The following is a 14,045-nucleotide window of genomic DNA, read 5'->3' as shown; positions in this document are numbered from 1 at the left end:
TCGTCGTGGAAGGGGGCGCCGTCCACGGTAGGCGGCCGGTTGGGTACGGCTCGGGCCGGCCTACCGGTGCCGCGGCAGCACGACGCGGGCGCGGGTGACGCCGTCCGCCGAGGTCAGCGTGAGCTGCCCCCGGTGCCGCTGGCCGACGACCGCGAGCGAGGTGGCCAGCCCGAGCCCGGTGCCCTCCCCGACCGGCTTGGTGGTGAAGAAGGCGTCGAAGGCGTGCGCGAGGACCTCGGCCGGCACCGTGCCGCCGGTGTTCTCGACGTCGACGACGACGCTGTCGCCGTCCGCCCGGGTCCGGACCGTCACGGTGCCCTCCTCGCCCACCGCGTAGAGGGCGTTGTCGAGGAGGTTGGTCCACACCAGGGCGAGGTCGGCGGCCCAGCCCTCGACGCGCACCGCCTGCGGCGCGAGGTCGCGGACCAGCCGCACGGCCGGGGGCACCTTGTGCCGCACCAGCACCAGGGCCTGCTCGAGGGACTCGTGCACGTCGACGTCGGTGAGCGGCTGGTCGGACGAGTACGCCAGCGGGCGCACGCCGGAGACGATGCGGGCGAGGTGCTCGGCCCCGCGGGAGACGTCCTCCAGCAGGGCCGCGACCTCGGCGGCCCAGGCCAGCTCCCGGACGCGGGGCTCGCGCCGGTCCGGCGGCAGACGGGCCAGCGCCGCGGCCAGGGACGGCGGGTCGACCCCCAGTCGCACCAGCTGGGCGGCGGTCTCCCAGCCGCGGGGGACGTCCGCGTCGGCCAGGGTGTCGGCGAGCTCGCGCTCGGCGTCCCCGAAGGCGAGCGGGTCGGCGGGCACCGGCGCCGCGCCGACGAGGGGCTGCAGCGGGTTGCCCGGAGCCGGGTCCCCGGACAGCAGCGCGTGCAGCCGGGCGGCGCCGCGCTGCACGGCGCTGGCCGGGTTGTTCAGCTCGTGCAGCAGCCCGGCCGACAGCGCCCCGAGGGCGGCCATCCGCTCGTGCTGCCGCACCATCCCCTCGTGCTGGTCCAGCCGCCGGGTGGCCGCCTCCAGCAGGGCCCGTGCGGAGCGGGGGTGGGCCAGCAGCACGTCGAGGACCTCGGCCCCGATGCGCTGCACGCGGCTCCGGGTGCGGGCCCGCACCGTGGCCGCGCGCGGCCGGCCGTGGGCGATCCCGAGCTCGCCGAGCAGCTCGCCGGGGCCGCAGACGTTGAGCAGGACGTCCGAGCCGCCGACGTCCCGGACGACCTCGAGCTCGCCGCACAGGACGGCGTACATCGCCTCCGGCGGTGACCCCTGGGCGATGAGCAGCTGCCCGGGCGCGAGGTCGACGGTGCGCGCGGCCGAGGCCAGGGCGGCGACGTCGTCGTCCGGCAGGCTCGAGAACAGCCGCGAGCCGCGCAGGGCGGTGACCACCTCCTGGTCGGCGGCGGAGGTCATCCCGCGCCCAGCCGCTCGTGGGCGAGGCGGACCGCCATCGCGCCCTCGCCGACCGCCGAGGCGATCCGCTTCATCGACCCGTGCCGCACGTCACCGGCGGCGAACACTCCGGGCACCGAGGTCTCCAGGGCCAGCGGCGGGGCGGGCAGCGGCCACCCCGGCGGGGGCGCGCCGAGGTCGGCGCCGGTGAGCACGAAGCCCCGCTCGTCCCGCCGGACGACACCGCCGAGCCAGCCCGTCCGCGGTGCCTGGCCGATGAAGACGAACAGGGCGTCGGCGGGGACCTCGCGCTCGGCGGTGCCGGTCCGCAGCCGCAACCCCTCCAGCCGCCGCTCCCCCACCGCCCCGGCGATCTCCGTCCCGTGGTCGACGGTGATCTTCTCCGACGCGAGCAGCCGGTCGACGAGGTAGCGGGACATGGTGGCGCCCAGGTCCGGCCCGCGGACCAGGACCGTCACCGAGGCGGCGAACTCGGCGAGGAAGACCGCGGCCTGGCCGGCCGAGTTGCCGGCCCCCACCACGAAGACCCGCCCGCCCTCGTGGTCCACGGCCTCCGCGCGGCCGGCGCCGTAGTACACCCCGGCGCCGGTGAGCCCGGCCGCGCCGGGGACGTCCAGGGTCCGGTAGTCCACCCCGGTGGCGACGAGCAGCGCCGAGGCGGTGACCTCGCTGCCGTCCTGCAGCCCCACGACGGTGTACGGATCGGCCCGGCGCAGCCGCACCGCCTCCGCCGGTACCAGGATCTCGGCGCCGAGGCGGACCGCCTGGTCGCGGGCGCGGGCGGTGAGGTCGGCGCCGGAGAGGCCGACCGGGAAGCCCAGGTAGTTCTCGATCCGGCTGGTCGAGCCGGCCTGGCCGCCCGGCGCGTTGCACTCGAGCACCAGGGTGGACAGCCCCTCGGAGGCGCCGTACACCGCCGCCGCCAGGCCCGCCGGCCCGCCGCCGACCACCACGAGGTCGTAGGCCGACCGCTCCGCGCGGACCCGCAGCCCGATCCGCGCCGCGAGCTCGGGGAGCCCGGGCCGGACCAGGACCTCGCCGTCGTCGAGGAGGAGGACCGGCAGCGACCCGGCGTCGACACCGGCCACGTCGAGCAGCTCCCGGCCCCGCGGGTCGGACTCGATCTCCAGCCACCGGTAGGGGACCAGGTTGCGGCCCAGGAACCGGCGCAGCTCGTGGCTGGCCGGCGACCACCGGTCCCCGATCAGGCGCAGGTTCGCCACGGGGGGCGGTTGCCGCCAGGTCTCGAGCAGGTCGTCGAGCACCGGGTAGAGCCGGTCCTCCGGCGGGTCCCAGGGCTTGAGCAGGTAGTGCTGGACCTCGGCCTCGTTGATGGCCGCGATCGCGGCAGCGGTGTCGGCGTAGGCGGTCAGCAGCACCCGCCGGGCGTCCGGGAACAGCCGGCGGGCCGCGGTCAGGAACTCCACGCCGCTCATGCCGGACATCCGCTGGTCGACCAGGAGCAGCGCCACGGGGTCCTCCCGCAGCCGCAGCCGGCGGAGGAGGTCCAGCGCCTGCTCACCGGAGGGCACCGCGTAGACCTGGTAGCGCTCGGCGTAGCGGGTCCGCAGGTCCCGCTCGACGGCGGCGAGCACCGGGCCGTCGTCGTCCACGGCCACCAGCGCCGGCCGGGTCACGGTGCCCTCCTCGACCGACGACCGGCTCCCGAGGCCCGCCGCCCGTCGGCGCACCCGGGCGGGGACGGGGAGGCGAGGACCCGCAGCCGGTGGTCCCGGGGAGCGAGCGGGAGCGTGCCCGGGCCCGCGTCGTCGGGTCGGTCCATCGGCGCATCTCCCGCCGGCCGCCGGAGCTCGGGGATCGCGCCAGTGTAGGGAGGGGCGTCCGGGCCGGGAAGGCCCGAGGCGGGCGGTCAGCGGCGCGGCGGCTCGCTCTCGAGGTGGTAGACGCGCTGCGGGCCGAACCCCTTGATCTCGACCTCGCCCTGGTCGGAGAGGACGAAGTCGTTGCGGAGCAGCTCGAACATGGGCTCGCTGACCGCGATGGTCCCCGGCTCGGCCGCCGTCTCCATCCGCGAGGCCAGGTTCACCCCCGGGCCGAAGACGTCGTAGACGTACTTCTGGACCCCGACGATCGAACCGATCACCGGGCCGGTGTTCAGCCCGATGCGGCAGGACCACTGCTCGACGTGGGAGGCGTTGCGCTTGTCGATGAAGCGGCGCATCCGCAGGGCGACCCGGGCGATGTCGCGGGCGTGGTCGGGGGACGGGTCGGGCAGCCCCGCGACGGCCACGTAGGCGTCGCCGATGGTCTTCAGCCGCTCGCACCCGAACAGCTCCACGATGCGGTCGAAGCCGGTGAAGATGTCGTTCAGCTCGGCGATCAGCGCACCCGGGTCCCGCGACACGGTCATCGAGGTGAACCCGACGAAGTCGAGCATGAGGATCGAGGCGTTGTCGAAGCGCTGCGGGGTCACCGTGCCGTACTCGGTCATCTCGTTGAAGACCGTCCGCGGCATGATGTTGAGCAGCAGCTTCTCCACCCGCTCCTTCTCCCGCTGCAGCTCACGGGTGTTGCGCTCGACCATCTTCGAGTACGAGTCGAGCATGTACTCCGCCTCCATCTGCTTGGAGACGTCCACCCCCTCGACCAGCAGGCGCGACTCCCCGTCGAGGTCGATGCTGCGGACCCCGAGCCGCACGCTCACCGAGCGCGCCCCCTCCTTGAGCTCGACGTCGTGGGAGAAGGAGCGGCCCGCGGCGAGCCGGGACACCGCCCGCTCCGCGGGGAAGCCGGGGATGCGGCCGGTGACGGTGTCCTCGTCGGCCTGGGTCGGCGGGAACCAGTTGAAGAAGCGGGCGTTCTCGAACTCGACGACCAGCGTCCCGGGGTCGACCACCGCGACCGCCTCGCCGAGGCACTGCAGGACCTGCCGGGCGATCCCGGCGTCCATCACGGCGCGGGTTCCGTCGGGGCCGGCCGCTCGGCGCGGGGGCGCGCCCGGGGCGGTGGGGCGGCCGCGGCGGCGACGACGACCGGCCGGTGGTCGCGGAACCGCGCCGACACCAGCGCGACGTCCTCGACCGACCAGTCGTGGTCCTCGAGCGCCTCGGCGAGCAGGCGCAGCATGAGCTCGAACTCGTCGTCGGTGATGCCCAGCGGTGCGTGCACCCGGAACAGCACCTCGTCGGTGTAGTGGGCGCCGGGGCCGCCGGTGAGGGAGGCGATGAACGCCGTCTGGTGCTGGATGAGCCGCCGCATGTCGGTGTGCTGGAAGTGGTGCGCCAGCGCGGAGTCCAGCACGGTGTCGTAGAAGTCGGAGACCACGTGACGGATGCGCGCGAAACCACCGTTGCGCTCGAACACCGTCTGCGGCATGCCGACCTCCCGGTGGGGCGGATCGTAGGCGCTCCCGCCCGACTGCCGACAGCCTCGTGCCGCGCCGGGGCCGCCGCAGGGGGCCGACGTCACCGGCGGGGAGGGCCGATCGTCCCCGGGCCCCGGCCGGTCGCCTGCGGCTACTCGTCCTCCGTGCGGTAGGCCAGGTTCGGGGCCAGCCAGCGCTCGGCCTCGGCGAGGGTCCAGCCCTTCCGCCGGGCGTAGTCCTCGACCTGGTCGCGCCCGATCCGGCCCAGGTTGAAGTAGCGCGACTCCGGGTGCGAGAAGTACAGCCCGCTCACCGAGGCGCCCGGCCACATGGCCATGCTCTCGGTGAGGCGGATGCCGGTGGCCGCCTCGGCGTCCAGCAGCTCCCAGATGGTCCGCTTCTCGGAGTGCTCCGGGCAGGCCGGGTAGCCCGGCGCCGGGCGGATGCCGCGGTAGCGCTCGGCGAGCAGGCCCTCGGCGTCGAGGCGCTCGTCGGGCGCGTAGCCCCACAGGTCGGTGCGCACCCGCTCGTGCAACCGCTCGGCGAAGGCCTCGGCCAGCCGGTCGGCCAGGGCCTCCAGCAGGATCGCGCTGTAGTCGTCGTGGGCGGCCTTGAAGGCCGCGACCCGCTCGGCCGACCCGAGGCCGGCGGTGACGGCGAAGGCGCCGACGTGGTCGGCCAGCCCGGTCTCCCGCGGGGCGACCAGGTCGGCCAGCGACCTGCGCGGGGCGCCGTCGCGGCCCTCGGTCTGCTGGCGCAGCTGGTGCAGGGTGGCGCGGACCGCGGTGCGGGACTCGTCGGTGTAGACCTCGATGTCGTCGCCGACCCGGTTGGCCGGGAACAGGCCGACCACGCCGTCGGCGCGCAGCCAGCGCTCGCCGACGATGCGGTCGAGCATCTGCTGGGCGTCCTCGAACAGCCGGCGGGCGGCCTCGCCGCTGGCCGGGTTGTGCAGGAGGTCGGGGAACCGGCCGCGCATCTCCCAGGCGAGGAAGAACGGCTGCCAGTCGATGTAGCGGCGCAGCTCCTCGAGCGGCTGGTCGTGGATCGTCTTGACGAACTGGGTGACCGCGCCGTGCCGGTGGTCGCAGGTGGGCCCCCCGCAGACGTCGTGCGCCTGCTGCAGGAGCATGTGCGGGCGCGGCGGGGTGTAGCCGGCCCAGTCCAGCTGCGGCGCGGCGGCGCGGGCGGCGGCCAGCGGCAGCAGCGTCCGGGTGTCCTCGCGGGCGGCGTGCCGCTCGCGCAGCGCGTCGTAGTCGGCCTCGGTCTCGGCGAGCAGCCGCGGCCGCTGCTCGTCGGAGAGCAGCGCCGCCACGACCGGCACGGACCGGGAGGCGTCCTTCACCCAGATCACCGGGCCGTGGTAGCGCCGGTCGACCTTGACCGCGGTGTGCGCCCGCGAGGTCGTGGCGCCGCCGATCAGCAGCGGGATGTCGAAGCCCTGGCGCTCCATCTCGGCGGCCAGGTTCACCATCTCGTCGAGCGACGGGGTGATCAGCCCCGACAGGCCGATGACGTCGGCGCCCTCCTCCTTGGCCGCGTCCAGGATCCGCTGGGCGGGGACCATCACGCCGAGGTCGACGACGTCGTAGTTGTTGCACTGCAGGACGACGCCGACGATGTTCTTGCCGATGTCGTGGACGTCGCCCTTCACGGTGGCCATGACGACGGTGCCGTTGCTGCGCCGCTCGTCCCCGCTCCCCGCGTCCCCGGGCCGCTTCTCGGCCTCGATGAAGGGGACGAGGTGGGCCACGGCCTTCTTCATCACCCGCGCGGACTTGACCACCTGCGGCAGGAACATCTTCCCGGCGCCGAACAGGTCGCCGACGACGTTCATCCCGCCCATGAGCGGGCCCTCGATCACCTCGAGGGGCCGGCCGCCGCGGGCGGCGATCTCGCACCGCAGCTCCTCGGTGTCGGCCTCCACGAACTCGTCGATGCCCTTGACCAGGGCGTGGGTGATGCGCTCGGCGGGCGGCAGGGACCGCCACTCCTCGGCGGCGGCCTCCTTCGCCGCGCCGTCCCCGGCGTAGTCCCCGGCGATCTCCAGCAGCCGCTCGGTGCTGTCGGGCCGGCGGTCGAGGACGACGTCCTCGATCCGCTCCCGCAGCTCGGCGGGGACCTCCTCGTAGACCTCCAGGGCCCCGGCGTTGACGATGCCCATGTCCAGGCCGGCGCCGATGGCGTGGTACAGGAAGACGGCGTGGATGGCCTCGCGGACGGGGTTGTTGCCGCGGAAGGAGAACGAGACGTTCGAGATCCCGCCGGAGACCAGCGCGCCGGGCAGGTGCTGCTTGATCCAGCGGGTGGCCTCGATGAAGTCCAGCCCGTAGCGGGCGTGCTCCTCGATGCCGGTGGCGACGGCGAAGACGTTCGGGTCGAAGATGATGTCCTCGGCCGGGAAGCCGACCTGCCCGGTCAGCAGGTCGTAGGCCCGGCGGCAGATCTCCTGGCGGCGCTCCAGGGAGTCGGCCTGCCCCTGCTCGTCGAAGGCCATGACGACGACGGCGGCGCCGTAGCGGCGGCAGGCCCGCGCCTGCGCGAGGAACTCCTCCTCGCCGTTCTTCAGCGAGATGGAGTTGACCACCGCCTTGCCCTGGACGTTCTTCAGCCCGGCCTCGATGACCTCCCACTTCGAGGAGTCGATCATCACCGGCACCCGGCAGATGTCCGGCTCCCCGGCGATGAGCCGGGTGAACCGGTCCATGGCCGCGACGCCGTCGATCATGCCCTCGTCCATGTTGACGTCGATGACCTGCGCGCCGGCCTCGACCTGCTGGCGGGCGACGGCGAGGGCGGCCGGGTAGTCGCCGGCCTTGACGAGGTTCCGGAAGCGGGCCGACCCGGTGATGTTGGTCCGCTCGCCGACGTTGACGAAGAGGCTGTCGGCGGTGACGGTCAGCGGCTCGAGGCCGGACAGCCGCAGCGCCGGCGGCACCTCGGGCGGGGTGCGGGGGGTGCGGACCTCGACGGCGGCGGCGATCGCCGCGATGTGCGCGGGCGTGGTCCCGCAGCAGCCGCCGACGAGGTTGACGAAACCGCTGGCGGCGAACTCCCCGAGCACCTCGGCGGTCTGCTCCGGCGACTCGTCGTACTCGCCGAAGGCGTTGGGCAGCCCGGCGTTCGGGTAGCAGGACACGAAGGTGTCGGCGACGCGGGACAGCTCGGCGAGGTAGGGCCGCATCTCCGCGGCGCCCAGCGCGCAGTTCAGCCCGACCAGCAGCGGCCGCACGTGCCGCACCGAGTACCAGAACGCCTCCGTGACCTGCCCGGACAGGGTCCGCCCGGAGGCGTCGGTGATCGTGCCGGAGACCATCACCGGCCAGCGGCGGCCGCGCTCGTCGAACAGCGTCTCCAGCGCGGCGATCGCGGCCTTGGCGTTGAGGGTGTCGAAGACCGTCTCGACCAGCAGGACGTCGGCGCCGCCGTCGACCAGCCCGCGGGCCTGGTCGAGGTAGGCCGCCAGCAGCTCGTCGAAGGTGACGTTGCGGGCGCCGGGGTCGTTGACGTCCGGCGAGATGGACGCCGTCCGGGTGGTGGGGCCCAGCGCCCCGACGACGAAGCGCGGCCTGCCCGGGGTGCGGGCGGTCATCGCGTCGCACTCGCGCCGGGCCAGCCGGGCGGCGGCCACGTTGATCTCGTAGGCCAGGTCGGCCATGCGGTAGTCACCCAGCGAGACCGCGTTGGCGTTGAAGGTGTTGGTCTCGACCAGGTCCGCGCCGGCCTCCAGGTACTCCCGGTGGATGCCGGCGACCAGCTCGGGCGCGGTGAGGACGAGCAGGTCGTTGTTGCCCTGGACGTCGACCGGCCAGTCGGCGAACCGCTCCCCCCGGTACCCGGCCTCGTCGGGCCGGTCCCGCTGGATCGCCGTCCCCATCGCGCCGTCGAGCACCAGGATCCGCTCGCGCAGCAGCGCGGTGAGCTCGTCGGTGGCGTCGGGACGGGGATCGGGCGGCTGGGGCACGGGCGTCCTCGGGGGTGGCTGTGCTGGGGGCCGGGGTGGCCGGCGGGCGGCGGTCGGCCCCGACGGTGGGCGGCCGACCGGGGCCCATCGTCTCACGGACGCGCCGGGCCGTCCGCGCCGTCGTGCCTGCGGACGGGCGGCCGACTCCCCGCCGGGCCGTCACGGGGAGGCGCGGGCAGCGGACCGACGTAGGCTCGCAGGGGTGACCGACCCGAAGTCCACCCCTGAGGACCTGCCCCGCCTCGACGACCCCATGGTGGTCGTGGCCTTCGAGGGCTGGAACGACGCCGGGGACGCCGCCACGGGAGCGCTGGAGCACCTCGAGCTCATCTGGGACGCCACCCCCCTCGCCGCGCTGGACCCCGAGGACTACTACGACTTCCAGGTCAACCGGCCCACCGTCTCCCTCGTGGGCGGGGTGAGCCGGCGCGTGGAGTGGCCGACCACCCGCATCTCGGTGGCCCGGCCGCCGGACGCCGACCGCGACGTGGTGCTCATCCGCGGTATCGAGCCGAACATGCGCTGGCGCGGCTTCTGCCAGGAGCTCATCGAGCTGTGCCGGGAGCTCGACGTGCGCACGGTGATCGGCCTCGGCGCGCTGCTGGCCGACACGCCGCACACCCGCCCGACCCCGGTGTCGGGGTCGGCCTACGACGCCGAGTCCGCCGAGCGCTGGGGGCTGGAGACCTCCCGCTACGAGGGGCCCACCGGCATCCTCGGCGTCTTCCAGGACGCCTGCGTGCAGGCGGGGCTGCCGGCGGTGAGCTTCTGGGCCGCCGTCCCGCACTACGTCTCCCAGCCCCCCTCGCCACGGGCCACCGTCGCCCTGCTGCAGCGGGTCGAGGAGGTGCTCGAGCTCGCCGTGCCGCTCGGCGCGCTCCCGCAGCAGGCCGACGACTGGGTCAAGACCGTCGACGAGATGGCCAACGAGGACGCCGAGGTCGTGGAGTACGTCCGCTCGCTCGAGGAGCGGGCCACCGAGGTCGACCTCTCCAACGCCAGCGGCGACTCGATCGCCCGCGAGTTCGAGCGCTACCTCCGTCGGCGGGGCTCCTCCCCCAACTGACCCCGGTCCCCGTGTGCGCGCCGGCGGTCGCCTCCCTCCGGTCGGTCGAGAGTTGGGGATAACGGTCTGGTCGCGTCGCGACGGCAGGCCCGGTCGCCGGCGTCGGCGCGTCGCCCGCGTGTCGGCGACCCGAGCGGCCCCTCGGTCCGGGGGCGGGGGATGTTGGGGATGACGGTGGATCTGCGCGCGCCGGGGCCGGGCCGGGACCGGCAGGCTGGGCGCATGCAGGCACGACTGGACCTCCTCACCCTCGCCGTCCCCGACGTGGCGGCGGCCCGGCGTTTCTACGTGGAAGGGCTCGGCTGGCGACCGGTGTTCGAGGTGCCCGGGGAGATCGTCTTCCTGCAGCTCGGGCACGGGCTGCTGGTCGGGCTGTGGGGGGCGGCCGACCTGGCGGCCGACATGGGCCTGCCGGCCGGCGCCGTATCCCCCGGCGGCGGGCTGAGCCTGGCGCACAACGTGGGCAGCCCGGAGGAGGTGCGGCGCTGCCTGGACGACGCCGTGGCCGCGGGCGGCCGGCTGCTCAAGCCCGCGCAGCCGGCGGCCTTCGGCGGGTTCCACGGGTACTTCGCCGACCCGGCCGGCATCCGCTGGGAGGTCGCCCACAACCCGGGCTGGGCGGTGGCCGACGACGGCACGGTCACCCTCGGCCCCGTCGGCGGCTGAGCACGGCCGTCGGGGACGCCGCCGTCAGGGCGGCCGCGCCGTCAGGGCGCCGCGCCGTCAGGGCAGCCGCGCCGTCAGGGCAGCCGCAGCAGCGGGCGCATCTGCGCGGTGGCGTCGGCGTCGAAGAGCCGGTCGTGCACGGTGAGGGCGTAGCGGTCGGTCATGCCGGAGACGTAGTCGACCACCTGGGTGACGGGGTCGGCGGCGGTGTCGCGGTAGGACGCCGGGATCAGCTCCGGGTGGGCCAGGTGGTGGTCGACGAGCCGGCGGGTGACGTCGATGGCCAGCTGCTTCTGCCCGGCCGCGGTCTCCGAGGCGTACACCCGCTGGAACATGAACGCGCGCAGCTCGTGGAAGGCCTCCAGGGGGCCCGGCGCCATCACGACCCGCCCGCTGCCGTTGCCCGGGTCGAGGCTGCCGGCGACCACGGCGTCGACCATCGCGCCCACCATCCGGCTGCCGGGGTCGCCGAAGAGCGCGCGCGCCCGGGCGGGCAGGTCCCGGACCTCGATCACCCCGGCGCGGACGGCGTCCAGCGCGTCGTGGGAGAGGTAGCCGATGCGGTCGGCGTAGCGGACGCACTCGGCCTCGCGGGTGTCCGGCGGCGGGTCGATCTTCCAGCTGTGCGCGCGGATGCCGTCGCGCACCTCCCAGGTGAGGTTGAGGTGCTCGAGCACCTCGACGATCCGCACGCCCTGGGCCGCGTGGTGCCAGCCGCCGGGGACGTAGGGCTCCAGGGCGTCCTCGCCGATGTGCCCGAACGGCGAGTGCCCGAGGTCGTGGCCGAGCGCCACGGCCTCGGCGAGGGTCTCGTTGAGGCCCAGCGCCCGCGCCAGGGACCGGGCCACCTGGGTGACCTGCAGGGTGTGGGTGAGCCGGGTGACGAAGTGGTCGCCGTCGGGGTTGAGGAAGACCTGCGTCTTGTGCTTGAGCCGGCGGAACGCCTTGGCGTGCAGGATGCGGTCGCGGTCCCGCTCGAAGGCGGTGCGCAGCGGGTCCTCCGGCTCGTCGACCGCCCGCCCGCGGGTGGCCGCCGAGCGGGTGGCCGCCGGGGCGAGCGCCTCCTCCTCCCGCTCGCGGGCCGCCCGGTCGGTGCGCCGGAACGGCCCGGCAGCCGCGCCGGGCATCAGCCGGCGGGCGCCGGCTCGGGGGCCACCGGGTCGAGCGCGATGCCGAGGAGGGCGTCCACGGCGTCCCGGACCAGCGCCGGGGCCCCCTCCTCCAGGGCGGGGTGGTCGCCGGCGGCGAGCGTGCGGTCGGCCCAGGTGTCGACGGCGGCGATCGCCCCCGGGGTGTCGAGGTCGTCGGTCAGCCGCTCGCGCAGCGCGGTGAGCACCGGCGCGGCGGGGACGCCGGCGGGCAGCGCCACCGCCCGCCGCCAGCGGGCCAGGCGCCCGCGGGCCTGGTCGAGGAGGTCCTGGGTCCAGGTGCGGTCGGTGCGGTAGTGCCCGGACAGCAGGGCCAGGCGGACGGCCATCGGGTCGACGCCCTCGCCCCGCAGCTTGGAGACGAACACCAGGTTGCCGCGGCTCTTGCTCATCTTCTCGCCGTCGAGGCCGATCATCGCCGCGTGCACGTAGGCCTTGGCGAAGGGCTGCTTCACCCCGGTGATCGCGGCGGTGAGGGCCTCGGCGTGGACGGCGGAGAACTCGTGGTGCGGGAAGACCAGGTCGCTGCCGCCGCCCTGCACGTCGAAACCCATGCCGATCGTCTCCAGGGCGATCGTGGCGCACTCGACGTGCCAGCCCGGCCGGCCGGCGACCCCGCGCGGGCCCGGCCAGGACGGCTCGCCCGGCCGCTGCCCGCGCCAGAGCAGCGGGTCGAGCCGGTTGCGCTTGCCGGGCCGGTCGGGGTCACCGCCCCGCTCGGCGGACAGCGCCAGCATCGTGGCCTCGTCGTAGCCGGACTCGCCGCCGAAGCCGGGGGCCTGGGCCACGTCGTGGTAGACGTCGCCGGTGCCGTCGTCCAGCGGGTAGGCCACCCCCTCGTCGAGGAGGGTCTCGATGTGCGCGACGATCCGCGGGATCGACTCCACCGCGCCGACGTAGTCCTCGGGCGGGAGGACCCGCAGCGCGGTCATGTCCTCCCGGAACAGCGCCGTCTCGCGCATGCCGAGGACCACCCAGTCCTCGCCGTCCCGCTCGGCGCGCTCCAGCAGCGGGTCGTCGACGTCGGTGACGTTCTGCACGTAGTGGACCGCGTGCCCGGCGTCCCGCCACAGCCGGTTGACCAGGTCGAACGCGAGGTAGGTGGCCGCGTGCCCGAGGTGCGTGGCGTCGTAGGGGGTGATCCCGCAGACGTACATCCGGGCCACGCGGTCGGGGCCGGTGGCCACGACCTCGCCGCGCGCGGTGTCGTGGAGCTTGAGCGCGGGGCCGGTCCCGGGGAGGGTCGGCAGGAGCGGGGCGGGCCAGGCGAGCACGGGTCGAGCGTAGATGCGGCACCTGACGCGACCGGGCAGCCCGTCCCCCGACGGCGCGAGGAGGGACCGTGGGACCGGAGGAGTACCTGTCGGTGCTGAAGGGGCGCAACGCCCGCTTCGCCGACGCGGCCGCCGAGGCGGTGCTGGGGCACGGCTGGCGGGCCGCGGTGCCCGGCTGCCCGGGGTGGTCGCTGGCCGACCTGGTGTGGCACCTCGCCGAGGTCCAGCACTTCTGGACCTGGGTGGTGCGCACCCGGGCGGCCGACCCGTCGGCCTACCCCGAGCCGGTGCGGCACCCGGACGACGAGCTGCTGGGCTACGCCCTGGCCCGGTCGGCGGAGCTGGAGACCGCGCTGGCCGGCGCCGACCCCGCCGAGCGGGTGTGGACGTGGGCGCCCCGGCAGGACGTCGGCTTCGTGCTGCGCCGGCAGGCGATGGAGGCGGTGGTGCACACGGTGGACGTCGAGCAGGTGCTCGACGACGTCCGCCCGGTGCCGCCCCGGGTGGCGCTGGACGGCATCGACGAGTGGCTGGAGGTCATGGTGCCCGGGGCGCTGCCCGACGGGCCCCCGGCGTCGGCGCACCCCGTCGTCCTGCACGCCGTGGACGTCGACGCGGAGCGCACCCTCTTCCCCGGGACCCGCCCCTTCCCCGTCGCGGCGCTCACCGGCACCGCCTTCGACCTGCTGCTGACCGTCTGGCGCCGGGTCCCGCTGGAGGTGCTCACCGTGGACGGCGACGGGCTGCAGGCCGCCGCGATGCTCGACGCGGTCCGCCTCGACTGAACGGGGCCCGACCGGCCCTCCCTCACGGCCAGGTGGTGGCGTGCCGGTCGAACTCCTCGGTCTGCACGCCGACGACGCAGAAGACCAGGCCGGACGGGTCCTTCATCTGCCAGAACCCGCCCATGTCCTCGATGCGCCGGGCGCCGAGCGCCTCCAGCCGGGCCACCTCCGCGGGGATGTCGTCGGTCTCGATGTCGACGTGCCACCGCGGGAGCGTGCCCCGGCCCGTGCGCTGGACCTCCAGGTGGAACCCGTCGGCGAACGAGCCCAGCGAGGACCAGTGGTCGTCCACCGGGTCCGGCTCGACCGGGTGCCCGGTGGCGGCGGACCAGAAGTCCCGGCCCGCGTCGTGCAGCTCCGGCGGGAGGTCGACGAGCAGGACGGCGAGGCGGCTGCGGTGCGGCATGCGC

11 protein-coding genes are annotated in these 14,045 nt (G+C 75.1%); 3 read left to right on the top strand and 8 right to left on the bottom strand.

The genetic code is table 11. The features are described from left to right. Positions 1 to 60: 60 nt before the first annotated feature. The 5 genes from ACI8AC_RS10395 to metH form a co-directional block, all read right to left on the bottom strand. A complete protein-coding gene (locus ACI8AC_RS10395; protein ID WP_456897682.1) occupies positions 61 to 1,407 on the bottom strand; it encodes a cyclic nucleotide-binding domain-containing protein in 1,347 nt (448 codons plus the stop codon). Further along, on the bottom strand, positions 1,404 to 3,044 hold the full coding sequence (locus ACI8AC_RS10390) for an FAD-dependent oxidoreductase (RefSeq protein ID WP_456897681.1): 1,641 nt from the start codon (positions 3,042 to 3,044) through the stop codon (positions 1,404 to 1,406). Before ACI8AC_RS10390 ends, ACI8AC_RS10395 begins: the two co-directional genes overlap by 4 nt. Before the next feature lie 233 nt (positions 3,045 to 3,277). Further along, positions 3,278 to 4,318 (bottom strand): adenylate/guanylate cyclase domain-containing protein, encoded by a 1,041-nt coding sequence (locus tag ACI8AC_RS10385; RefSeq protein WP_456897680.1) that lies wholly within the window; start codon positions 4,316 to 4,318, stop codon positions 3,278 to 3,280. Next, positions 4,318 to 4,743 carry a group I truncated hemoglobin gene (locus tag ACI8AC_RS10380; protein WP_456897679.1) on the bottom strand — a complete coding sequence of 142 codons (426 nt, stop codon included), beginning with the start codon at positions 4,741 to 4,743 and terminating at the stop codon, positions 4,318 to 4,320. The genes ACI8AC_RS10385 and ACI8AC_RS10380 overlap by 1 nt, the downstream gene beginning before the upstream one ends. A gap of 140 nt (positions 4,744 to 4,883) precedes the next feature. Further along, positions 4,884 to 8,696 carry a methionine synthase gene (metH, locus tag ACI8AC_RS10375; protein ID WP_456897678.1) on the bottom strand — a complete coding sequence of 1,271 codons (3,813 nt, stop codon included), beginning with the start codon at positions 8,694 to 8,696 and terminating at the stop codon, positions 4,884 to 4,886. A 202-nt stretch (positions 8,697 to 8,898) separates the two neighbouring features. On the opposite strand from metH, the gene ACI8AC_RS10370 reads away from it, so the two are divergent. Both ACI8AC_RS10370 and ACI8AC_RS10365 read left to right on the top strand, forming a co-directional pair. Continuing rightward, positions 8,899 to 9,762, top strand: coding sequence for a PAC2 family protein (locus tag ACI8AC_RS10370; protein WP_456897677.1), 864 nt, complete (start codon positions 8,899 to 8,901; stop codon positions 9,760 to 9,762). A gap of 222 nt (positions 9,763 to 9,984) precedes the next feature. Continuing rightward, entirely contained in the window at positions 9,985 to 10,428 is a 444-nt protein-coding gene (locus tag ACI8AC_RS10365) for a VOC family protein (RefSeq protein ID WP_456897676.1), read from the top strand. A gap of 74 nt (positions 10,429 to 10,502) precedes the next feature. Here the strand turns inward: ACI8AC_RS10365 and ACI8AC_RS10360 are convergent, their stop codons facing one another. Further along, positions 10,503 to 11,555, bottom strand: coding sequence for an HD domain-containing protein (locus ACI8AC_RS10360; RefSeq protein WP_456897675.1), 1,053 nt, complete (start codon positions 11,553 to 11,555; stop codon positions 10,503 to 10,505). After that, the gene (gene mshC, locus ACI8AC_RS10355) at positions 11,555 to 12,850 is read right to left on the bottom strand and encodes a cysteine--1-D-myo-inosityl 2-amino-2-deoxy-alpha-D-glucopyranoside ligase (protein ID WP_456897674.1); all 1,296 of its coding nucleotides are present in this window, start codon (positions 12,848 to 12,850) and stop codon (positions 11,555 to 11,557) included. Before mshC ends, ACI8AC_RS10360 begins: the two co-directional genes overlap by 1 nt. A 68-nt stretch (positions 12,851 to 12,918) precedes the next feature. On the opposite strand from mshC, the gene ACI8AC_RS10350 reads away from it, so the two are divergent. Next, complete coding sequence (locus tag ACI8AC_RS10350) at positions 12,919 to 13,635, top strand: maleylpyruvate isomerase family mycothiol-dependent enzyme (protein ID WP_456897673.1); 717 nt, start codon at positions 12,919 to 12,921, stop codon at positions 13,633 to 13,635. Between the two features lie 22 nt (positions 13,636 to 13,657). Here the strand turns inward: ACI8AC_RS10350 and ACI8AC_RS10345 are convergent, their stop codons facing one another. Further along, entirely contained in the window at positions 13,658 to 14,041 is a 384-nt protein-coding gene (locus ACI8AC_RS10345; protein WP_456897672.1) for a VOC family protein, read from the bottom strand. Between the last annotated feature and the right edge of the window lie 4 nt (positions 14,042 to 14,045).

The organism is Geodermatophilus sp. SYSU D00758 (genome assembly GCF_054049955.1).
The sequence above is the reverse complement of the archived record's forward strand: the minus strand, read 5'-3'. Positions and strand labels throughout refer to the sequence as shown.